Origin of the sequence: Xenorhabdus griffiniae (genome assembly GCF_015163655.1) — a bacterium.
GTDB classification, from domain to species: domain Bacteria; phylum Pseudomonadota; class Gammaproteobacteria; order Enterobacterales; family Enterobacteriaceae; genus Xenorhabdus; species Xenorhabdus griffiniae.
The window spans coordinates 12,872-33,630 of sequence record NZ_JADEUF010000022.1 but is presented as its reverse complement, the minus strand read 5'-3'; the positions used below and the strand labels follow the sequence as shown (position 1 = coordinate 33,630).

The 20,759-nt window shown below is 43.9% G+C and carries 22 protein-coding genes; 13 read left to right on the top strand and 9 right to left on the bottom strand.

What is annotated here, in order from left to right; all coding sequences use genetic code 11:
• Genes lsrB through lsrG form a run of 3 tightly spaced genes read left to right on the top strand, consistent with a single transcriptional unit; the run spans position 1 to position 2,261 of the window.
• Entirely contained in the window at positions 1 to 1,020 is a 1,020-nt protein-coding gene (gene lsrB, locus IQ211_RS05705; protein WP_189759351.1) for an autoinducer 2 ABC transporter substrate-binding protein LsrB, read from the top strand.
• Between the two features lie 46 nt (positions 1,021 to 1,066).
• A complete protein-coding gene (lsrF, locus tag IQ211_RS05700) occupies positions 1,067 to 1,951 on the top strand; it encodes a 3-hydroxy-5-phosphonooxypentane-2,4-dione thiolase (protein WP_189759350.1) in 885 nt (294 codons plus the stop codon).
• Between the two features lies 1 nt (position 1,952).
• Positions 1,953 to 2,261: a (4S)-4-hydroxy-5-phosphonooxypentane-2,3-dione isomerase gene (lsrG, locus tag IQ211_RS05695; protein WP_189759349.1), complete on the top strand. Its 309-nt coding sequence runs from the start codon at positions 1,953 to 1,955 to the stop codon at positions 2,259 to 2,261.
• Positions 2,262 to 2,413: 152 nt separating this feature from the next.
• Here lsrG and mobB read toward each other — a convergent pair whose 3' ends face one another.
• A complete protein-coding gene (gene mobB, locus IQ211_RS05690) occupies positions 2,414 to 2,938 on the bottom strand; it encodes a molybdopterin-guanine dinucleotide biosynthesis protein MobB (RefSeq protein WP_189759348.1) in 525 nt (174 codons plus the stop codon).
• Positions 2,935 to 3,537 (bottom strand): molybdenum cofactor guanylyltransferase MobA, encoded by a 603-nt coding sequence (mobA, locus tag IQ211_RS05685; protein ID WP_189759347.1) that lies wholly within the window; start codon positions 3,535 to 3,537, stop codon positions 2,935 to 2,937. The genes mobB and mobA overlap by 4 nt, the downstream gene beginning before the upstream one ends.
• A 187-nt stretch (positions 3,538 to 3,724) precedes the next feature.
• Here mobA and IQ211_RS05680 point away from each other — a divergent pair, with 187 nt between their 5' ends.
• From IQ211_RS05680 to spfP, 5 genes are all read left to right on the top strand, one after another.
• On the top strand, positions 3,725 to 3,994 hold the full coding sequence (locus tag IQ211_RS05680) for a YihD family protein (protein ID WP_189759346.1): 270 nt from the start codon (positions 3,725 to 3,727) through the stop codon (positions 3,992 to 3,994).
• Positions 3,995 to 4,015: 21 nt separating this feature from the next.
• Positions 4,016 to 5,002, top strand: coding sequence for a serine/threonine protein kinase (locus tag IQ211_RS05675; RefSeq protein ID WP_189759359.1), 987 nt, complete (start codon positions 4,016 to 4,018; stop codon positions 5,000 to 5,002).
• Between the two features lie 17 nt (positions 5,003 to 5,019).
• Complete coding sequence (dsbA, locus tag IQ211_RS05670; protein WP_189759345.1) at positions 5,020 to 5,643, top strand: thiol:disulfide interchange protein DsbA; 624 nt, start codon at positions 5,020 to 5,022, stop codon at positions 5,641 to 5,643.
• A 409-nt stretch (positions 5,644 to 6,052) separates the two neighbouring features.
• Positions 6,053 to 8,845, top strand: a complete 2,793-nt coding sequence (polA, locus tag IQ211_RS05665) for a DNA polymerase I (RefSeq protein WP_189759344.1) — start codon at positions 6,053 to 6,055, stop codon at positions 8,843 to 8,845.
• 328 nt (positions 8,846 to 9,173) lie between these two features.
• Positions 9,174 to 9,221, top strand: a complete 48-nt coding sequence (spfP, locus tag IQ211_RS20315) for a small protein SpfP (protein ID WP_438361642.1) — start codon at positions 9,174 to 9,176, stop codon at positions 9,219 to 9,221.
• 76 nt (positions 9,222 to 9,297) lie between these two features.
• Here spfP and yihA read toward each other — a convergent pair whose 3' ends face one another.
• Entirely contained in the window at positions 9,298 to 9,921 is a 624-nt protein-coding gene (yihA, locus tag IQ211_RS05660; protein ID WP_189759343.1) for a ribosome biogenesis GTP-binding protein YihA/YsxC, read from the bottom strand.
• A gap of 102 nt (positions 9,922 to 10,023) precedes the next feature.
• Entirely contained in the window at positions 10,024 to 10,929 is a 906-nt protein-coding gene (locus tag IQ211_RS05655; protein WP_189759342.1) for a LysR family transcriptional regulator, read from the bottom strand.
• A gap of 189 nt (positions 10,930 to 11,118) precedes the next feature.
• On the opposite strand from IQ211_RS05655, the gene IQ211_RS05650 reads away from it, so the two are divergent.
• The 4 genes from IQ211_RS05650 to IQ211_RS05635 all read left to right on the top strand — a co-directional run bounded on the left by IQ211_RS05650 (position 11,119) and on the right by IQ211_RS05635 (position 15,059).
• Entirely contained in the window at positions 11,119 to 12,078 is a 960-nt protein-coding gene (locus tag IQ211_RS05650; protein ID WP_189759341.1) for an AEC family transporter, read from the top strand.
• Positions 12,079 to 12,295: 217 nt separating this feature from the next.
• Positions 12,296 to 12,862, top strand: a complete 567-nt coding sequence (gene ppiA, locus IQ211_RS05645) for a peptidylprolyl isomerase A (protein WP_189759340.1) — start codon at positions 12,296 to 12,298, stop codon at positions 12,860 to 12,862.
• Positions 12,863 to 13,142: 280 nt separating this feature from the next.
• Entirely contained in the window at positions 13,143 to 13,718 is a 576-nt protein-coding gene (locus IQ211_RS05640) for an aminodeoxychorismate synthase component II (RefSeq protein ID WP_189759339.1), read from the top strand.
• 123 nt (positions 13,719 to 13,841) lie between these two features.
• Entirely contained in the window at positions 13,842 to 15,059 is a 1,218-nt protein-coding gene (locus tag IQ211_RS05635) for an aspartate aminotransferase family protein (RefSeq protein ID WP_189759338.1), read from the top strand.
• A gap of 60 nt (positions 15,060 to 15,119) precedes the next feature.
• Here IQ211_RS05635 and crp read toward each other — a convergent pair whose 3' ends face one another.
• The 3 genes from crp to IQ211_RS05620 all read right to left on the bottom strand — a co-directional run bounded on the left by crp (position 15,120) and on the right by IQ211_RS05620 (position 17,407).
• On the bottom strand, positions 15,120 to 15,752 hold the full coding sequence (crp, locus tag IQ211_RS05630) for a cAMP-activated global transcriptional regulator CRP (protein WP_086954621.1): 633 nt from the start codon (positions 15,750 to 15,752) through the stop codon (positions 15,120 to 15,122).
• A gap of 500 nt (positions 15,753 to 16,252) precedes the next feature.
• On the bottom strand, positions 16,253 to 17,122 hold the full coding sequence (locus IQ211_RS05625) for a phosphoribulokinase (RefSeq protein WP_189759337.1): 870 nt from the start codon (positions 17,120 to 17,122) through the stop codon (positions 16,253 to 16,255).
• 66 nt (positions 17,123 to 17,188) lie between these two features.
• The gene (locus tag IQ211_RS05620) at positions 17,189 to 17,407 is read right to left on the bottom strand and encodes a YheU family protein (RefSeq protein ID WP_074020044.1); all 219 of its coding nucleotides are present in this window, start codon (positions 17,405 to 17,407) and stop codon (positions 17,189 to 17,191) included.
• Between the two features lie 188 nt (positions 17,408 to 17,595).
• Between IQ211_RS05620 and IQ211_RS05615 the strand changes: the two genes are divergently transcribed.
• The gene (locus IQ211_RS05615) at positions 17,596 to 18,201 is read left to right on the top strand and encodes a LysE family translocator (protein WP_189759336.1); all 606 of its coding nucleotides are present in this window, start codon (positions 17,596 to 17,598) and stop codon (positions 18,199 to 18,201) included.
• Here the strand turns inward: IQ211_RS05615 and murP are convergent.
• Entirely contained in the window at positions 18,198 to 19,658 is a 1,461-nt protein-coding gene (murP, locus tag IQ211_RS05610) for a PTS N-acetylmuramic acid transporter subunit IIBC (RefSeq protein WP_189759335.1), read from the bottom strand. The genes IQ211_RS05615 and murP overlap by 4 nt on opposite strands.
• Positions 19,659 to 19,685: 27 nt before the next feature.
• Entirely contained in the window at positions 19,686 to 20,591 is a 906-nt protein-coding gene (gene murQ / locus IQ211_RS05605) for an N-acetylmuramic acid 6-phosphate etherase (protein WP_189759358.1), read from the bottom strand.
• Positions 20,592 to 20,759 lie beyond the last annotated feature (168 nt).

Sequence of the window (20,759 nt, the reverse complement as noted above, 5' to 3'; positions counted from 1 at the left end):
ATGAAAGCACCAACAATAAAAAAGCTGGCTTTGGCTGCTGCATTAAGTCTGGGATGTGTTTCTTGGGCTCAGGCGGCAGAAAAGATTGCATTTATCCCTAAATTGGTCGGCGTTGGGTTCTTTACCAGTGGCGGGCAAGGTGCGGTGGAAGCAGGCAAGGCGCTGGGTATTGAAGTCACTTACGATGGTCCGACAGAGCCGAGTGTTGCGGGACAGGTTCAGCTTATTAATAGTTTTGTTAACCAAGGCTATGATGCGATTGTGGTTTCAGCCGTGTCACCGGATGGATTGTGCCCAGCTTTGAAACGTGCTATGAAGCGTGGTGTCAAAGTATTGACGTGGGATTCCGATACGGCGCCAGAATGCCGCTCTATCTATATCAATCAAGGAACACCAAAGCAGTTGGGTGGCATTTTGGTGGATATGGCCGCAAATCAGGTGAAGAAAGAAAAAGCGAAAGTAGCCTTTTTCTATTCCAGCCCGACAGTGACAGATCAGAACCAATGGGTAAAAGAAGCTAAGGCCAAGATTGCAGAGGAACATCCGAATTGGGAAATTGTCACCACCAGATTTGGCTATAACGATGCCACTAAATCTTTGCAAACCGCGGAAGGCATTTTAAAAGCGTGGGGGGACTTGGATGTGATTATTGCTCCAGATGCTAACGCTTTGCCTGCGGCGGCTCAGGCTGCAGAAAACCTGAAGCGTCAAGATGTCGCGATTGTTGGGTTCAGTACCCCGAATGTCATGCGTCCTTATGTTGAAAATGGTACGGTCAAACAGTTCGCTTTGTGGGATGTGGTCAAGCAGGGCAAGCTAGCCATCCATGTTACCAATGAGATATTGCAAAAAGGCGAACTGAATGTGGGAGATAAATTGAATATTCCTGGTATTGGCAATGTTGAAATCTCACCCAACAGTGTACAGGGATACCGTTATGAAGCGAAAGGCAATGGCATTGTTGTCATGCCGGAGCGGGTAATTTTCACCAAAGACAATATCAATCAGTACGATTTCTAATGCATGGGGCTGGTATGCAGCCCCTGACACCTTTCTGGAGGGAGAAATGGCAGATTTAGATGATATCAAAGATGGTAAAGATTTTGGCATTAGCACACCACAACAGAACACGCTGTTTGAACTGAAAGGCTGTGGTGCGCTGGATTGGGGGATGCAGTCCCGTTTATCACGGATTTTCAATCCTGCCACCCATAAAACGGTGATGCTGGCATTTGACCACGGTTATTTTCAGGGCCCAACGACAGGTTTGGAACGTATTGATATCAATATCGCCCCGTTGTTTGAACATACCGATGTGTTGATGTGCACCCGCGGTATCCTGCGCAGTCAGGTTCCCCCGGCAACCAATAAACCTGTAGTCCTGCGTGCGTCTGGGGCCAACTCTATTCTGACTGAACTCTCCAATGAAGCTGTTGCGGTGGCGATGGAAGATGCACTGCGCCTCAATGTTTGTGCGGTTGCGGCACAGGTCTATATCGGTTCAGAATATGAACATCAATCTATCAAGAACATTATCAAGCTGGTGGATCAGGGGACACGTTATGGTATGCCAACAATGGCGGTGACCGGTGTTGGTAAAGATATGGCGCGTGACCAACGTTACTTTTCGTTAGCGACTCGCATTGCAGCCGAAATGGGGGCAAACATCATCAAAACCTATTATGTTGATAGCGGTTTTGAGCAGGTTGTGGCGGGCTGTCCTGTGCCGATTGTGATTGCAGGTGGTAAGAAACTGCCGGAACTGGACGCGTTAAATATGTGCTATCAGGCGATTGATCAAGGGGCATCGGGTGTGGATATGGGACGCAATATCTTCCAGTCGGAAGCCCCTGTTGCAATGCTGAAAGCTGTGCAGGCCGTGGTGCATCACAATGAGAAACCTGCTCAGGCTTATGAGTTTTTCCTGAGTGAAAAAGCCAAGGGAGAATAATATGCACGTTACATTAGTGGAAATTAATGTTAAAGCCGACAAGATAGACGAATTTATCGAAGTATTTCGGGATAATCACCTTGGCTCTGTTAAAGAGCCAGGTAATTTACGGTTCGATGTATTGCGTGATGAGAATATCCCAACCCGCTTTTATATCTATGAAGCCTACGCTGACGAAGCGGCAGTTGCGGCACATAAGAAAACGCCTCATTACCTGCGCTGTGTCGAAAAGTTGGAAGCATTGATGACGGAACCCCGCAAAAAAACGACTTTTATTGGTTTGATGCCGGAAGGGAACTATACGCATTAAACTTCAAGTTGCAATTTACAGCACGATATGAAACTTGATGTCTCCCCGCGAAGCGGGGAGACATCACACGCGTCTTGAAGTTAGATTGGTATAAGGCAAAAACAAATGACAGATCGAGTGACAGGAAATATTTCTTATCGTTATAACCACTGTTATTGATGTAGCCACTCGGTAATAAACGCTGCCACTTGTTCCGGCTGGTTAATATCAAGCTGCGGAAGGGCGGTTGCCAGCGCAATATCGCTGGCAATTGCTATTACATAGGGATCAAGAAGCTCATCAACGGTGTGGTTGAGGCCATCTCGATAAAGAGCGATTTTGGGAATGGGTTCATGTTTGAATCCTTCAACCAAAATCAGATCCGACAAATTTGCATCAAATCGACTGGCAAGATAGCCAAGATCCAGTTCCGGCAACTTTGGGGTTTCAGTCATCAAAGCCCAGCGTTGCTGGCTGGCAACCAACGTTTGTATAGCCCCCGCTTTGCGTAGCTCATAGCTGTCCTTGCCTGGTTTATCGATATCCATATTGTGGTGAGTGTGCTTAATCAGCCCAACGCGGATATGTCGCTGGCGTAACAGTGGAATGACTTGCTTCAATAGTGTCGTTTTTCCGGTTCCACTGTAAGCCGTAATACCCAAAATCGGCAGTTTTATGTCGTTGAGGCGGTGGTTCATGCCGTCTCCTGAAGGTGTTCCCAATGATGGTATTTCCAGTGATGGCATTCTTCAGGGGTATTTAAGTTGGTGAACGCATTGGGATTGGGAAAATAGATCGCCTTTGCCTTGATCATCTGCATAAAGAACATCAGTTTCCTGTCTCCCAAAGCGAGATAGCTTTCCAGACGAGGAATGAGACTGCGGTGCATTAATACCAAGGTAGGATGCGCACGTTCGCAATCATGTGCATAAGCAGCCCGGGCGTCTTGTTTGTAGTGCCACAGTTTTGCGACCAGGTTTTCAGGGAAATTGGGAACATCACAGGGGACAAATACCACCCACTCGTGGATAGCGTTTTTTAAAACCGCCAACATACCTGCCAATGGCCCGGAAAAATCGGCAATGATATCCGGTATGATGGGATAGCCACTCTGATGATAAATCCCCAGATTGCGATTGGCATTAATTAACAGCTCATGAACCTGCGGCTGTAATCTTGTGGCAATGTGTTGATATAGTGGTGCATTGTTAAATTGCAGCAATCCTTTGTCGTTTCCCCCCATGCGGGTGGATAATCCCCCAGCCAGAATTGCGCCACTGATTTTTGGATGCGTCATGTTAAATCACCTGATATTGGGCAATGAAATATTTAATGTTTGGTATACCCTTTGTCTTTCAATTGTGAATCAATATCTAATCATGCTGCTTGAGGTGGCAGTATAACTTTACGCTCCTTGACAGACCAATGCTTTCTCAAAGCCATTAACCCTGCTAATTTGTATCGTGATTTATAAGGAACTAAAAATGACCTATCACCGCCTCAATGAAGTTATCGAACTTTTACATCCAGTATGGAAGAATGAACCGGATTTAAATCTGCTGGCGCTTTTGCAAAAACTGGCTGATGAAGCGGGGTTCACAGGGCAGTTATCTGAATTAACGGATGATATTCTGATTTATCACCTGAAAATGCGTGGTACGGATAGCCGTGCAGAAATCCCTGGGTTGAAAAAAGATTATGAAGAGGATTTTAAAACAGCGTTGTTGCGTGCCCGGGGCATTCTTAAAGATTGATGAAGAGAGAACTGTGTTGTGATGGAACCGAAGGCTTTTAATTTTCAAAATATTACGCCAGATTTAATTATGGATGCATTGGGGCAGTCTGGCCTGTACCTTGATTCTGGTCTAACCGAACTGAATAGCTATGAAAATCGGGTGTATCAGTTCATGGATGAGAACCGCAAACGCTATGTTGTGAAATTTTATCGTCCTCTGCGCTGGAGCCAGCAGCAAATTCAGGAGGAACATGATTTTGCACACGAATTGCAGCAGGCCGATTTGCCTGTGGCAGCGCCGTTAATGTTTGACGGACAGACAGTACTGAATTATGGTGGTTTTTTCTTCGCTATTTTTCCTAGTGTGGGAGGACGTCAGTACGAGTCAGATAGTTTTGACCAACTGGAAGACGTTGGGCGATTGCTGGGAAGAATGCATCAAATTGGGGCAAAGAAACCATTTTCTGCTCGTCCTACCCTTAATTTGAATGAATATTTATATCAGCCGTATCAATATCTGGCTGAATGTGAACTCATTCCCGCCCGACATAAACAGCATTTTCTGGCTGCATTAGATGAATTGAATCAGGCAGTCGCAAGCCAATGGCATGATAATTGGCAAGTATTACGGCTGCATGGTGATTGCCATGCTGGTAATATCTTGTGGCGTGATGAAGCCTGGTTTGTGGATCTTGATGATGCCCGCAATGGTCCCGCTATTCAGGATTTGTGGATGTTGCTGAGTGGTTCACGGCAAGAACGGTTGATCCAGTTGGATATCTTGCTTGAGTCATATGGTCAGTTTATGGCATTTGATCCCAAGACCTTGGCATTAATAGAGCCTCTGCGTGCGATGCGAATGGTCTATTATTTAGCCTGGGTTGCTCGTCGCTGGCAAGATCCGGCTTTCCCAAAAGCATTTCCGTGGATGGCTGATAGTGATTTTTGGCATAAGCAAGTGAGTCTTTTTTCTGAACAAGTTCGGCTGTTACAAGAGCCGCCTTTACAGCTCAACCCGATGTATTAATTTTTTTGGAGACCATTATGAAGAAATTTTGGCTAGCACTGGTGGGAGCGTTTATGGCATTTAATGCATCTGCTTCCGGTTTCTCTGAAGGCAAACAGTATACCGAGTTAAAAAATCCGGTTGAAAATCAGCCTCAGGTGGTAGAGTTTTTCTCTTTTTATTGTCCTCACTGCTATCAGTTTGAAAATGTTTATCATGTTCCTGCTACGGTTGAAAAAAACTTGCCGGCAGGTGTGACTCATGAACGTTATCATGTGGATTTTCTTGGACCTTTGGGGAAAGCATTGACTGATGCCTGGGCAGTCGCCATTGTCATGAAGATTGAAGATAAAGTCACACCTATTTTGTTTGATGGCATTCAGAAAAGCCAAACTATTAAGAGCAAAGAAGATATCCGCAATGCCTTCATTAAAGCGGGTGTATCTGGTGAACAGTATGATGCAGCCCTGAACAGCTTTATCGTGCAATCAGTCGCCGCTAAAGAGCGTCAGTCAGCCCAGGATTTTAACTTGCGTGGTGTTCCGTCGATCTTTGTTAATGGCAAGTATTTGATTAACAATGGTGGAATTGATACTCGTTCAGCTTTAGATTACTCACAGAAATTCTCTGAGGTAGTAAACTATCTGGTGAACAAAAAATAAGTTGCAAGAAGGTGGCGTGACGAAACAAAAACGCGAGTATTAATATAAAATAATATAGGTATTGTGCCAGCCATGAGAAAGTTGGCACAATACTTGCCAAAAAACACCTTTCATAACATAAATTCCGGTAATATCCACAAGTCAGTGATTTTAAAGCGGTTGTAATATTTATTTAATATTTTGCGTAATTCATTGATTTTTTATCGCCTGTTATCCACTCTCTGTGGTTATAAACATAAATCTGATTTATATGCCATTTTTTGTGCACAAAGTTATCCACAGAGAACTCATCAGAATATTTGTCATAAAATGCAAGTTAGTACGAGAAAATTCCCGCAAAATTCGTCTATAACGACACAGTATGGCATTCTATTCTTTATTCATCCCACAGAACAACGAAGAAAATCTTATGGCACAGATAGCAGACAATCCCCTGATTTTGGTTGATGGTTCTTCATACCTTTATCGTGCATACCATGCGTTTCCACCACTGACAAACAGTTCAGGAGAACCGACGGGCGCCATGTATGGTGTACTGAACATGTTACGAAGTTTGGTTATTCAGTATAAACCCAGCCATGTGGCGGTTGTGTTTGATGCCAAAGGCAAAACGTTCCGTGATGAGCTATTTGCTGAATATAAATCCCATCGACCACCAATGCCGGATGATTTGCGTTTACAGATTGAACCGTTGCATAAAATGGTTAATGCGATGGGACTGCCAATTCTGGTTGTGCCGGGGGTTGAAGCTGACGATGTTATCGGTACATTGGCTTTGCAAGCTGAAAAAGAGGGCCGTTCGGTGCTGATTAGCACAGGTGATAAAGATATGGCGCAATTGGTGACGCCAAATATCACGCTGATTAACACCATGACTAACACTATCTTGGGGCCAGAAGAGGTGGAGGGGAAATATGGTATCCCGCCTGAATTGATGATCGATTTTCTCGCTCTCATGGGAGATTCTTCCGATAATATTCCAGGGGTGCCGGGAGTGGGTGAAAAAACCGCTCTGGGGCTATTGCAGGGTATTGGCGGATTGGATGAGATCTATACCCGTCTTGATGAAATTGCCACACTTGGTTTCCGTGGAGCTAAAACTCTGGGTGGTAAAATGGAACAATATAAAGAGGTGGCTTATCTTTCCTACCAATTGGCGACAATCAAAACTGACGTTGAGCTGGATAAGACCTGTTTAGAGCTTTCTGTTATGCCACCGGATACGGAGGCGTTACTGGCACTGTTTAGTCATTATGAATTCAAACGTTGGATCAGTGACGTACAGAATGGCAGTTGGCTGGAAGGCAATGGGAAAAAACCTGCCTCAGCCAACGCTAAGTCAGAACCAGTGGCTGTTGCACCAGCTGGCGCTAAAATTTCACCGGAAAATTATCAAACCATCCTTGAACGCCAATCCCTTGATCAGTGGATTGAAAAACTGAAACAGGCACCGGCGTTCTCTTTTGATACTGAAACCGACAGTCTTGACACCTTAACAGCTAACCTGGTGGGGATGTCCTTTGCCATTGCCGTGGGGGAATCAGAAGTTGAAGCCGCTTATCTGCCATTGGGACACGATTATCTGGATGCGCCCCAGCAATTGGATCTGCATGAAGTTCTCACAGCATTAAAACCGCTGCTGGAGGACGCTAATCTGCCTAAAATTGGTCAAAACCTGAAATTTGATCGTGGGGTTTTGGCACGTTATGACATTGCTTTAAATGGCATTGTTTTCGATACCATGCTGGAATCGTATGTTTTGAACAGCGTCGCAGGGCGGCATGATATGGATAGCCTTGCTGATCGTCATCTGGGTTATAAAACCACCACATTTGAAGAAATTGCCGGCAAGGGTAAAAAGCAACTCACCTTCAATCAAATTCCATTGGAGGAAGCCGCAAAATATGCAGCGGAAGATGCGGATGTGACTCTTAGGCTACATCAGGTCATGTACCCTCAGCTAGAAAATGCGCCAACTCTGCAAAAAGTTTTCCAGAAGATCGAAATGCCGCTGGTGCCGGTGCTATCCCGTATGGAAAGAACAGGGGTGTTGATCAACGCCCAAACATTGGCAGAACATTCAAGGGAAATCACTGCGCGTTTGGATGAACTGGAAAAATCCGCTTACGAGTTGGCAGGGGAAGAATTCAATCTGGCGTCACCAAAACAACTACAAGTCATCTTATTTGAAAAAATGAACTTGCCTGTCTTGAAAAAGACGCCAAATGGCGCACCTTCAACAAATGAAGAAGTGCTGGAAGAGTTGGCAGAACACCATGAATTGGCAAGGGTGATTTTGGAACATCGTGGCCTGGCAAAATTGAAAACCACTTATACTGATAAATTGCCTCAGATGGTGCACCCACTGACGAATCGAGTTCATACCTCTTATCATCAGGCGGTAACGGCGACGGGACGTCTCTCTTCTCGTGATCCAAATTTGCAAAACATCCCTGTTCGCAATGGTGAAGGGCGCCGCATCCGTCAGGCATTTATTGCCCCAGAAGGTTATCGCATTATGGCGGCGGACTATTCACAAATTGAATTGCGCATTATGGCGCATTTGTCACAGGACAAAGGTCTGTTGGAAGCATTTGCCCAAGGTAAGGACATCCACCGTGCGACGGCTGCGGAAGTGTTTGGTGTTCCATTGGAACAAGTGACTAGCGAGCAGCGTCGCAGTGCTAAAGCGATTAACTTTGGCCTGATTTACGGTATGAGTTCGTTTGGTCTATCCCGCCAGTTAGGTATTCCGCGTGGTGAAGCACAGCGCTATATGGATCTCTATTTTGAACGTTATCCAGGGGTGTTGACTTATATGGAGCGTACACGGGCGCAGGCGGCTGATCATGGATTTGTCGAAACGCTGGAAGGCCGTCGGTTATACCTGCCGGATATCAAATCGCGTAATGCTATGCGCCGCAAGGCGTCAGAGCGTGAAGCTATCAATGCACCGATGCAGGGAACGGCAGCGGATATCATCAAATTGGCAATGATTGCAGTAGATAACTGGATTGTCAGTGAACAGCCAAATGTGCGTATGATCATGCAGGTTCACGATGAATTGGTATTTGAAGTCCATGAATCAGAGCTGGAGACCGCAGGGCAGAAAATCAGGGAGTTGATGGAACAAAGTATGCAGCTTGATGTGCCGTTAAAAGTGGATGTTGGGATTGGTGAAAATTGGGATCAGGCACACTGATCTCCTTTTTATCTTAGCAGCAGAAAAAGAGCCGCAGAAATGCGGTTTTTTTTATTGAATGATTTTTATGAAAATGCTGCTTATTTAATGAACTGTAATTATCTCAATGACGCCGTGAAAAGGCGTGTGACAAGAATTTCAGTTAGGTTTTAGATTAGATCTAGCTCTCATAAATATGTAATTAAACTACATTAATGACGCCATAATAACCTGATTTGCTTAAATGTTAACAGCTGAATCGAGGTAATTAGTGAAAATTAATTACAAAAAAGTCTTTTTTTGATGAAAAGAATAGGTTAAAGTTATCGGCGTAGGGTACAGAGGTAAGATGTTCTATCTTTCAGACCTTTTACTTCACGTAATCGGATTTAGCTGAATATTAGCTGCCCCAGTCATTTCTTTTGACTGGGGCGTTTTTTTATGCCCGATTGATGGCAGGACAGGGAGCGGAGTTATTCCGCTTCAATGGTAGGTTGATTGAACCAAAGGTTGAGTTTTTGCTCTAGTTTATCGATGCCGATTTTTTTCAAGGCAGAGAAGTATTCAATTTGAATATCACCATCCAAAGAGATCAATTCCTGACGAACTTTTGCCAGTTGGCTTTTACGGGCACCGGAAGCCAGTTTATCGGCTTTAGTTAGTAATACCATGACGGGAACTTGCGTCACGACCGCCCATTCAATCATTTGCCTATCCAGATCTTTCAGCGGATGGCGGATATCCATCAAAACCACCAGCCCTAACAGGCATTCGCGCTTCTGGAGATATTCTCCCAACGCCTTCTGCCATTTACGTTTCATCTCTTCCGGGACTTCAGCGTAACCATAGCCAGGCAAGTCGACCAAACGGACTCCTTCTTCGACTTCGAACAGGTTAATTAATTGGGTACGGCCAGGGGTCTTACTGGTACGCGCAAGGCTCTTTTGGCGGGTCAGTGCATTCAGGGCGCTGGATTTACCCGCATTTGACCTACCGGCAAACGCGACCTCAATGCCCACATCTTGAGGCAGGTGGCGAATGTCAGGTGCACTCGTAATAAAGTGGGTCATATGATAGTTGTAGTTCTTGATGGTCAAAATGGTTATCTCCCTGAGGAATACACAAAAATAGCGCGGTGATTATACCGAGAGCAACCGCTTGTGGACAGACGTAACTTTATGCCGACATTTTACCGACATTTATACCGACATTTCTTCCGACAACGAATGGCGCAGGTAGTCGGCAAATAATGTGTATAACTTACCTTGGGCAGTCACATGTAAAACCAGCTGAATGGCAGGAACATTAGGGACACCATGTTCGGAAGATAATACACATAGAGCATCGGTTAATGAGTGGCGTGGCAACAACCCAATGCCCAAACCGTGTGCTATGGCACTTTTCACATTTTCAAATGAAGCACTGACATACGCGAGAAAATAAGGTTTACCCACATGTTCCAGTGCGTTTATGGCACATTGGCGAATGACACAGCCATCAGGAAAAATAACCAGTGGAATTTCTTGTAGGTTATTGAAGTGCTTGTTTTCTACAGCAACCCAATGTAGCGGTTCAATTCTCAAGATGCTTTTATGATTGGTATTGATGGGTTGTCCCGCTATTTCTTTAGTGATGGCCATATCTAATTGCTGTTTTTCTAATAAGGCAGAAAGTACAGGTGATGAAGCGGCGGTAATTTCTATTTTTAATTCAGGATGTTCCTCCAGACAGCAGGAGATCGCTTTATGCAGGTTTCTAATGCTGAAATCATCAGGGACACCAAGTGCAATTTTGCCTCTCAACTGGAATTTTCTTACCGATTGTAGCGCTTGGGTCATGCGGAAAAGAATATCTTTGGCAGCGGGTAATAGCTGTTTACCTTCATTGGTTAATCCAATAATAGTGCCTTGGCGTCGATCAATTAAACGACATCCGATATCTTCTTCAAGTCGTTTAATACTTAGGCTAAGCGTTGGTTGTGTGCGGCCCAACTCTTCCCCAGCTTTAGCAAATCCACCATGTGTCGCGACGAATACAAACGCGCGTAGTTGCTCAAGCGTTATACCACGCCCATCAAAACGATCGGTACGAATATCCAGTTTCATAGTATCGCCTTTGTTGTCATCATTAATAAATTTAATGATAAGAAAGGAATTATTTATTTAACAGAATTAAATGATTACAGCAATATCATCAAAAAATAGCCAATATTTATTCTGAATAATGACAGCAAGTCTAATACACCAGGGAAATTTTCGAGACGTTTTATCAACACTCATATGGAATTAATCTAAATGTTTATGATAGTTGCCCCCATATTTCTGGTTATTTTTATCGGATATTGTTTTGGTCGTTTGCGTCCTGATAGCGGACATTCCGATAAATTAATCAACGATTATGTGCTTTATATTGCACTCCCTGCCTTATTGTTTCTGGCTATTGCACGTGCAGATGTGAGTGAACTTCAACAATGGGGATTTATTGTTGCTAGTTTGGCCGGCATTGGGGTCGTGTATGTTTTAGGTGTGTTAGTAGCCAAAATTATGGGGATTGGTTTGCCTCAATCTTCTCTTTTAGGCATGGGAGCATGTTATGGCACTACCGGATATATGGGAGTTCCAATCCTAATCTCTGTCTATGGTGAATCTGCTGCGCTTCCTGCCGCTATAGCTACGATCCTGCATAATATCCCAGCCATTATAGCTGTCATTATTACTTACGATGTTCTTTCTATTCGTCAATCGGGTAGCAACATATCCATCAGCCGAAGTCTGGTTAGGTCATTAAAGGTGACATTGAGTAACCCCCTGACTATTTCAGTCATCGCAGGTTTAATCTTCGTCTATTTCGAGATTCCCGTACCAAAATTTTTGCAATCATTGGCGGCATTTCTTGGTAATGCCGCAGGCCCAACGGCGTTATTTGCTTTAGGACTGGGATTATCGCGGCTTAAGGTTAAAGAGCATATTAATGCGGAAGCATTAAAATTGGTTGTACCAATGTTGTTACTCAAACTAGGGATACAACCGTTGGTTACGTTTATTTGCGCTTATTATCTGTTTGGTATGCAGCAAGCTGACAATATTTGGTTGATTGCCGCAATTATTATGGCTGCGCAGCCTATCGGTGCAGGCGTGTATGTTTTTGCTAATAAGTATGGTTTCAAACAGGAAACCATTTCCCTTTCTATTATTATTTCTCTATTTATCGCACTGGTGACAATACCAATCGTTCTGCAATTGTTATCCGGCTGAAGTTAGATTGGTATAGATGCTTATGCGCTTTGACATGGAAAGCGTATTAATATGGGGGTTATTCTCAAAATAACTCCTGTTTAAATATGCGAATATAAAAGTCATATGACTCGTAAATGTAGGTAAATCTTTGGAACTTCACTCCATAGGGAATTACACTTAATGGGTTTTGTTGTTATGAGTTTTATTGTTGACCTCAAAAATAAAGGAATCATCAATGTTTAAACGTATTTTTGTGTCGCTTATGACTGCATGTGCTATCAGCGCGATAGCTGTCCCAGCATTAGCCGCTGAAACTCACGTGAAGCTGGTAACATCGGCTGGAGAAATCGAACTTGAGTTAGATAGCAATAAGGCACCAATGACTACCAAGAATTTCGTTGAGTATGTCAATGAGGGATTTTATAACAACACTATTTTTCATCGTGTTATCCCAGGCTTTATGATCCAGGGCGGTGGTTTTACAAAGGATATGAAGCAAAAAGAGACCAAAGAGCCAATCAAAAATGAAGCAGATAACGGCTTGCGGAATTTGCGGGGAACTATTGCTATGGCACGTACCGCCGATAAGGACAGCGCAACCAGTCAGTTTTTTATTAACGTGACCGATAATGCTTTCCTTGACCATGGGCAGCGTGACTTCGGTTATGCGGTCTTTGGTAAAGTCGTCAAGGGCATGGATGTGGTTGATAAAATTTCTCAAGTCAAAACAGAAAATGTTGGCCCTTACCAAAATGTACCGGTAAAACCTATTGTGATCTTGTCTGCCAAGGTTGAACCTTAACAGCCCGGACCGCCATAATACGGTATTCGGATAATCATAACTGGTTGTTTGAGTACCGTTTACATTCCCCCTTCTTTCTGCCATTTCTGCGTTGTTACATCATGTTGCATGATAGTAATGCGGTCGCCGTACCACTATTTTAAACGTGCTTCTGTGGTATGATTAGCCCCCCATTGCTGTTAATACTGCTTTACCTGATTTTACTATTATACAGAATGCATAATACCCCAATGGGGTAGGGCAACTTATAAGACTATAATAATCAGTAGGATATACTCCTATGTTACTAATAATAGATAACTACGATTCTTTTACATTCAATTTATACCAATATTTTTGTGAGTTAGGGGCAGAGGTTTTAGTTAAGCGTAATGATGAGATTCAGCTTAAAGATATCGAAGATTTGGCGCCTACTCATTTAGTCATTTCTCCGGGGCCTTGCACGCCAAATGAAGCAGGGATCTCGTTGGAAGCGATTTCACATTTTGCAGGGAAATTGCCCATCCTCGGTGTGTGTCTGGGGCATCAGGCAATAGGTCAGGCTTTTGGTGCCAAGGTTGTTAAAGCTCGTGAAGTAATGCATGGAAAAACCAGTCTGATTCACCATAGCCAGCAAGGGGTATTCAAAGGATTAGATCGTCCATTGACGGTCACGCGTTATCACTCTCTGGTTATTGCCGCAGAAACGCTTCCTGCTTCATTTGAAGTGACGGCCTGGAGTCAGCGTAATGGCGACGTAGATGAAATTATGGGAATACGTCACCGTACTTTGCCACTGGAAGGGGTGCAGTTTCATCCAGAAAGCATTCTTAGTGAGCAGGGACATGAATTGTTGAATAATTTCCTCAGATATTAGTCAGATACCTCTATACTCCCTCATTCTGTTGTTTTTTTATTTGTTCTTAATTGATTTTTTTATTCATATTTTATGACTATTATTTCACTTCGAAATGGCAAATATAAAAATAAGGTGAGGGAAATGGTAGAAAATAAAGCAGCAAATAGAAACACCTATGATCAAGTGATGTTGCCTATTTATGCACCGGCGAATTTTATTCCTGTCAGAGGGCAAGGAAGTCGAGTATGGGATCAACAGGGTAAAGAATACATTGATTTTGCCGGAGGTATTGCTGTTCTGGCTTTGGGGCACTGTCATCCGGCTTTGGTGAACGCCCTGAAACAGCAGAGTGAAAAATTGTGGCATATCAGCAACGTTTTTACCAATGAGCCTGCCTTAACCTTAGCGCAAAAGTTGATTGATGCGACTTTTGCCCAAAAGGTCTTTTTCGCTAATTCGGGGGCGGAAGCCAATGAAGCGGCATTTAAATTGGCACGTCGTTATGCGATTACCCGTTATCATCCGAATAAAACCAAAATCATTGCATTCCATCAGGCATTTCATGGTCGTACCTTTTTCACGGTTTCGGTGGGAGGGCAACCGAAATATGCCGAGGGGTTTGGGCCTAAACCTGCCGATATTGTTCATGTGCCTTTTAACGATCTGGATGCCGTTAGAGCGGAAATCGATGATCACACTTGTGCTGTTGTTTTGGAGCCAATCCAAGGTGAAGGAGGAGTGACTCCTGCGACAATGGCGTTTCTGCATGGGGTGCGGGAATTGTGTGATAAACATCAGGCTTTGTTGGTCTTTGATGAAGTCCAGAGTGGAATAGGGCGCACGGGTCAGTTATATGCTTACCAGCATTATGGCGTACAGCCGGATATCCTGACGACGGCAAAAGCACTGGGGGGCGGTTTTCCCATCAGTGCAATGTTAACGACAGATAAAATCGCGGCGGCAATGGAAACGGGCGCCCATGGAACGACTTATGGTGGAAACCCATTGGCTTGTCGTATCGGTTGTGTCGTACTGGATATCATCAATACACCGGAAGTGCTGATGGGCGTGGAAAAACGGCACGATATGCTCATTCATGCTTTGGAAAAGATGAACCAAAAATATGGTATCTTTCGTGAATTTCGCGGAAAGGGCTTGCTTATTGGGGCTGTATTGAAAGCTGAATATCAGGGCAAGGCCAAAGAAATATTGCAGCAGGCGGCAGAACTGGGATTGATGTTATTAAGTGCAGGAGACAGCATCTTGCGCTTTACACCATCACTGATTATCCCTGAGGACGAAATTACAGAGGGTATGGTGCGGCTGGAAATGGCGATATCCCGTTGGTTAAACAAATAACAGTAAAAAAGCCAGTGCGAAGTCATGGATTGCACTGGCCGAGTTTCGGTTTATTGGGAATTAACGCGTCCCATAAACGACGATGGTTTTGCCATGTGCAGAGATCAGGCTTTGATCTTCCAGCATTTTCAAAATACGGCCAACCGTTTCACGGGAGCAACCCACAATCTGCCCAATTTCCTGACGTGTGATTTTGATTTGCATACCATCAGGGTGAGTCATTGCATCAGGCTGTTTGGCCAAATTGAGCAATGTCTGGGCGATACGGCCTGTAACGTCCAGAAAGGCTAAGTTACCTACTTTTTCAGAAGTGGTTTGTAGGCGACTTGCCATCTGAGCAGATAAACGCATCAGAATATCAGGATTGACCTGAATTAACTGGCGAAATTTCTTATAGGAAATTTCAGCCACTTCACAAGCACTTTTGGCTCGTACCCATGCAGTACGTTCTTGCCCCTCTTCAAATAATCCAAGTTCACCAATGAAATCCCCCTGATTTAAATAAGAGAGAATCATTTCCTTACCTTCTTCATCTTTTATTAGAACAGCAACTGAACCTTTAACAATGTAGTAAAGCGTTTCTGCTTTCTCACCTTGATGAATAAGCGTGCTCTTGGATGGATATTTGTGAATATGGCAGTGTGACAAAAACCATTCAAGAGTAGGGTCTGTTTGTGGCTTGCCGAGAACCATTCGCTTTATCCTCTGTTGTTATTTCTGCCTTTATGATGTGAGAAACTGTCGTTCCTCTTCAGGCTGGCTTTATAAAGTCAATAGCTTAACATATTAACCTGCTGAAAAACTGACAAGCGGGAATTTTATATGGATTATAAAGATGCCAAAATTTAGGCATATTGATCTTAACCCATATACCTTGCCAGTCCACGCTTGTAACCTTGTTTGTAACACAGGAAAGCGCTTCTGTCTCCTCTTGTATCGCTTCAGCATATTAAACTGACGGCCAGATTACCAGAAATCAGGCAGAAGAGTTGGTTTTATTGATTTTACATTTATATACCTATCGTCTTTCAAGATGTGTTTTATATCTTCGCGGGGAGAAATCACACGCATCTTGCAGTTAGATTGGTATACAAGGAAAAAATTTTGTCACAAAAAATAACCTGCTTATTTAAATAAAACAGGTAACATTATTTTTTGTTACCTGTTTTATTAAAAATTAAATAGAGATTAAATTACGAGATTTTTTTGCCTTCCAGTAATTGTTTAACAAGCGGTGCCATAATTAATTCCATTGCCAACCCCATTTTTCCACCAGGAACAACGATAGTATTTATGCCGGAAATAAATGAACCCTGAAGCATCGCGAGCAAATAAGGGAAATCAATTTGCGTGAGTCCACGGAAACGGATCACGATAAAACTTTCGTCCAGAGAGGGGATCGCTTTGGCAGAGAAAGGGTTGGAGGTATCAACGGTAGGGACACGTTGGAAATTGATATGGGTACGTGAAAACTGAGGAGTGATGTAGCGGATATAGTCATCCATTGAACGAACAACGGAATCCATAACCGCTTCTCTGGAATGCCCTCGCTCGCCCGTATCTCGGATGAGTTTTTGTATCCATTCTAAGTTGACGATCGGCACAACGCCAATTAGCAGATCAACATGACTGGCGACATTGTGTTGTGGCGTGACAACTCCCCCATGAAGTCCTTCATAAAATAGGACGTCCGTATTAGATGGCAGAGCTTCCCACGGGGTGAAAGTACCTGGTGATTGGTTATAGGGAACGGCTTCATCATAGGTATGAAGATATTTTCGGCAGCGGCCATGGCCCGTTTCCCCATACTCAAGGAATGTTTTTTCCAGCATACCGAAATCATTGGCTTCTGGCCCAAAGTAGCTGATATGTCTGCCTTGTTCTCTTGCTTTCCGTATCTCGGCATCCATTTCAGGACGAGTATAACGATGGAAACTATCCCCTTCTATCAGTGCAGCTGTTACGTCAAATTGCTGGAAAATCTTGCGAAAAGCGACACTGGTCGTGGTTGTTCCTGCTCCACTGGAGCCAGTGATTGCGATAACGGGGTGTTTGGCAGACATGAACAGACTCCTTAATTAATAAAATTGGCGAATCAGTCAATTAGAATGAATCAAACAAGTTGAGTTTTACGGGCGGAACATCTCTTTAGGCAAGATATTAACGGTTCCATGTAGTTCAGACCATACCAGCAGAACTTCACCTCGCTCAAGTTGACGTTTGACGTCTTGCACTTTTTGTTCGAGCGTTTTTTCCTGTTCGCCGTAATCAGTACCTTCCCGCAGGACAAAACTTTCAATTAAGTTGTGGAGTGTATCGGCTTCCAATTGTTGCCACGGGATAATCATTGTGATTGCTCCTGAAAATACTGTCATTCATCATCGGGTAAACATAGTCGTTGCTAATGGAGTTGTAGTCTACGATTCATAATGAATTTGAATTGATTTCATGATTAGTCATCTTGTATGTGAAATAACATACTGTTATCTTTCTTGAAAAGAAATGTTAACTACCAGGGTGGGAGGGGAATCTACCCATGACTTTAAGCCTGATATTCTCGCTTAGTATATTTATGTTTATTTCCGCTGTCACACCGGGTCCAAACAATTTGTTACTGACATCATCGGGAGCTCATTTTGGTATTCGCCGTTCTGTCCCGCTTTGTCTGGGTATTATTCTGGGAATGCAAACCATTTTGCTGCTGTCTGCGTTTGGTGTTGCTGCGCTACTGCTGATTTATCCTGCTTTACATACGGGGCTGAAAATACTCGGATGTCTGTATTTATTATGGCTGGCCTGGAAGACAGCCACTTCGCATTATAAACGGCTGGATACTACAGCATCGGCAAGAGAGCCAATCAAAATTTATCAAGGTTGGCTATTGCAGTTCTTAAATCCCAAAACTTGGTTGATGGGATTGGGCGCAATCAGTAGTTACAGTCTGGCTGGAGAGCTGTATAACTATTCCATTTTTGCCATCAGTATAGTGATGTTAATCGTCAATATCCTCGCCAGTGTAATCTGGCTGGTTCTCGGTTCACTGATTGGTCAGTTACTGAAAAGCCGCCGCGCGTGGTTTACATTCAATATCGTAATGGGTGTCCTGACTGCCGCTTGTGTGCCTTTAATCTGGTTTGGCTAACTTAAGTCGATATTTTTGCACCCGAAGAATAGCGTTAGCGTGAAGCCAGCGACATAAGAAACGATTAGCCCAGCCCCATATATTGCCATGCCCGTGAAGATGCCACTGTTGGATGTCATCAGTGGCAGGGCGACCAGCCCGGAAGGGCCGAAAACGCTATTTAATCCGACAGGCCATCCCCACCAGGCAATCAGGCCGATAAAAAAACCGCCTATGGCGCCGCCGAGACAAGCGGTGACAAAAGGTTTAATGCGAGGAAGGGTGACACCATAGATCAACGGCTCGCCAATCCCAAGTAAACCTGGAATGATGGCGCCTTTGATCTGAGTGCGCAGCAAGGAACCTTTTTGAGCTTTAACATATAACGCCAATGCGGAGCCTATTTGCCCCGCTCCGGCCATTGCCAGAATGGGGAAAAGAGAATTGAATCCCTGGGCTTCCATCAAAGCAAAATAGACGGGAACAAAGCCTTGATGTACACCAAACATCACGGCGATTAGGAATAGACCGGCCAAGATAGCTGTACCGAACGGGTTACCATTCAAGTGTATGAACAACCATGACATCACGGTAAACAGATAACTGCCGACGGGCATAATGACAATAAATGCAATGGCACCCATGATAAGTAGGGTTATTGCGGAAGTCAGGATCATATCCAGATCAGATGGCATGATTTTGCGGATCTGTTTTTCTACCCAGGCACCGAGAATACAGGCAATCAGTATCCCGATGATATTACCTCGTGGATCAATGGCGAAGCCAAAAAAATGACTGATACCGGAGTAGAATCCACTGGTAGCTTCGGCGTTATAACCCAGCACAAATAGCGATGCGATGATGGCTCCGTTAACCCCAGATCCCCCAAATGCTTTTTGTGCATTGTAGCCAATCAAGATCCCCAAGAAACTGAACATACCTTTGCTGAAAATTTTCATATAGCCAACTATCTCAACCAATATAGCGTTGGGATGAGTGACTTCTTTAATAAAAACTTGTTCCAACAGGGTAGCAAAACCCAATAGCAGACCAACGGCGATAAAACCGGGGATCAGGGGAGTAAAGATAGTGGCAAATTTAGCCAGAAATTTATGGAGTGAACGAGTTTGTTTTTCTTTGAGATGTTTTTTATTGGAAATGGCGATATCTTTTAACGTGTCAGTATGAGGTTGAGTAGGTTCTGATGTACAGGAATGGTGAGTATCACTTAACCGCGTTTTTATCATCTCTGCTGCTGTTTGGGCTTTGCAGGGGCCAAGGATAATTTGGAGCTGGTCATCAGTCTTGATGGCACCTAAAACACCGGCAATCTTCTTCAAGTTGAATATATCGGCAAGTGAATTATCCCTTAGCGTCAACCGCAGGCGGGTCATGCAATTTCCACAGCGTGCTATGTTACTCGTCCCGCCAATGGCGTTGAGTATTTCAGCCAACATTTCCTGACTAATTTTACTCATTACTAACCTCTTCTGAAGAGATAGTGATTATCGGTCTGTTGAGATAGCTGGCCGGATAAGTCCATGATGTTTTGCCAATAATGCGTTGGCTTCTTCGGCGTTAATACCCGATAAGATCATGACAATTGCGGTCTTGCAATGCCCACCACAGGCGTTTAACGCCTGTTCTGCCATTTCTCTGCTGCACTCCGTGGCGGCCATGACAATATTTTTCTGGCGTTCGATTAATTTGGCATTGGTGGCTTCTACGTCAACCATCAAATTACCATATACCTTGCCAATACGGATCATGGCACCTGTCGTGATCATATTCAGTATCAATTTTTGTGCCGTGCCTGCCTTCATGCGGGATGAGCCTGTTATCACTTCTGGCCCGACGACGGGCGTGATAGCAATATCAGCCAACTGCGCCATTGGGCTATTTGGATTGCAGCTGATACAAGCGACAGTAGCACCAACTGATTTGGCATATTCCATTGCACCTAATACATAGGGTGTCCGGCCACTGGCAGCGATCCCTACCAGAACATCTCGTTGATTAAAGTGTAATGCCTTAAGATCTTCTGTACCTAATTGCCGATTATCTTCCGCATTTTCGACAGCTTGCAGAATAGCTTGGTGCCCGCCGGCAATTAAGCCGATTACCTGTTCTGGTTTTGTACCATAAGTGGGTGGGCATTCGCTGGCATCCAGGATACCTAAGCGCCCAGATGTGCCAGCGCCACTATAGATTAAGCGCCCACCCTGTCGAAATGCTTCGGCAACTTTATCAACCACACAGGCAATTTGAGGCAGTGTTTTTTCGACAGCAATAGCCACTTTTTTATCTTCATCGTTGATGACGTGCAGCATATCGAGTGTTGAAAGTTGATCAATGTGGGTACTGGCGGGGTTACGACTCTCTGTTATCATATTGCTCAAGTCGATTTTCATCATTTTTCTGCCATATTTTATTGAAACTAAGAAGTGATTTATATGCGTCAGCTTATCTTACTGAGCATTTAATAGGAAATATACACTAAAATAGATTAAAAACACGATTTTCGACTTTCTCTTTTATACGCATTAAACTTCAAGTTGCAATTTACAACACGATATGAA

What these genes read in the sequence shown, in the direction of transcription:
- polA (WP_189759344.1), top strand. Translation starts at nt 6,053, where the DNA reads ATGGCACAGATAGCAGACAATCCCCTGATTTTGGTTGATGGTTCTTCA.
- dsbA (WP_189759345.1), top strand. Translation starts at nt 5,020, where the DNA reads ATGAAGAAATTTTGGCTAGCACTGGTGGGAGCGTTTATGGCATTTAAT.
- lsrB (WP_189759351.1), top strand. Translation starts at nt 1, where the DNA reads ATGAAAGCACCAACAATAAAAAAGCTGGCTTTGGCTGCTGCATTAAGT.
- IQ211_RS05680 (WP_189759346.1), top strand. Translation starts at nt 3,725, where the DNA reads ATGACCTATCACCGCCTCAATGAAGTTATCGAACTTTTACATCCAGTA.
- IQ211_RS05620 (WP_074020044.1), bottom strand. Translation starts at nt 17,407, where the DNA reads ATGATTATCCCGTGGCAACAATTGGAAGCCGATACACTCCACAACTTA.
- IQ211_RS05625 (WP_189759337.1), bottom strand. Translation starts at nt 17,122, where the DNA reads ATGTCTGCCAAACACCCCGTTATCGCAATCACTGGCTCCAGTGGAGCA.
- lsrG (WP_189759349.1), top strand. Translation starts at nt 1,953, where the DNA reads ATGCACGTTACATTAGTGGAAATTAATGTTAAAGCCGACAAGATAGAC.
- IQ211_RS05615 (WP_189759336.1), top strand. Translation starts at nt 17,596, where the DNA reads ATGACTTTAAGCCTGATATTCTCGCTTAGTATATTTATGTTTATTTCC.
- lsrF (WP_189759350.1), top strand. Translation starts at nt 1,067, where the DNA reads ATGGCAGATTTAGATGATATCAAAGATGGTAAAGATTTTGGCATTAGC.
- mobA (WP_189759347.1), bottom strand. Translation starts at nt 3,537, where the DNA reads ATGACGCATCCAAAAATCAGTGGCGCAATTCTGGCTGGGGGATTATCC.
- murQ (WP_189759358.1), bottom strand. Translation starts at nt 20,591, where the DNA reads ATGAAAATCGACTTGAGCAATATGATAACAGAGAGTCGTAACCCCGCC.
- IQ211_RS05640 (WP_189759339.1), top strand. Translation starts at nt 13,143, where the DNA reads ATGTTACTAATAATAGATAACTACGATTCTTTTACATTCAATTTATAC.
- murP (WP_189759335.1), bottom strand. Translation starts at nt 19,658, where the DNA reads ATGAGTAAAATTAGTCAGGAAATGTTGGCTGAAATACTCAACGCCATT.
- mobB (WP_189759348.1), bottom strand. Translation starts at nt 2,938, where the DNA reads ATGAACCACCGCCTCAACGACATAAAACTGCCGATTTTGGGTATTACG.
- IQ211_RS05655 (WP_189759342.1), bottom strand. Translation starts at nt 10,929, where the DNA reads ATGAAACTGGATATTCGTACCGATCGTTTTGATGGGCGTGGTATAACG.
- ppiA (WP_189759340.1), top strand. Translation starts at nt 12,296, where the DNA reads ATGTTTAAACGTATTTTTGTGTCGCTTATGACTGCATGTGCTATCAGC.
- IQ211_RS05635 (WP_189759338.1), top strand. Translation starts at nt 13,842, where the DNA reads ATGGTAGAAAATAAAGCAGCAAATAGAAACACCTATGATCAAGTGATG.
- IQ211_RS05675 (WP_189759359.1), top strand. Translation starts at nt 4,016, where the DNA reads ATGGAACCGAAGGCTTTTAATTTTCAAAATATTACGCCAGATTTAATT.
- crp (WP_086954621.1), bottom strand. Translation starts at nt 15,752, where the DNA reads ATGGTTCTCGGCAAGCCACAAACAGACCCTACTCTTGAATGGTTTTTG.
- IQ211_RS05650 (WP_189759341.1), top strand. Translation starts at nt 11,119, where the DNA reads ATGTTTATGATAGTTGCCCCCATATTTCTGGTTATTTTTATCGGATAT.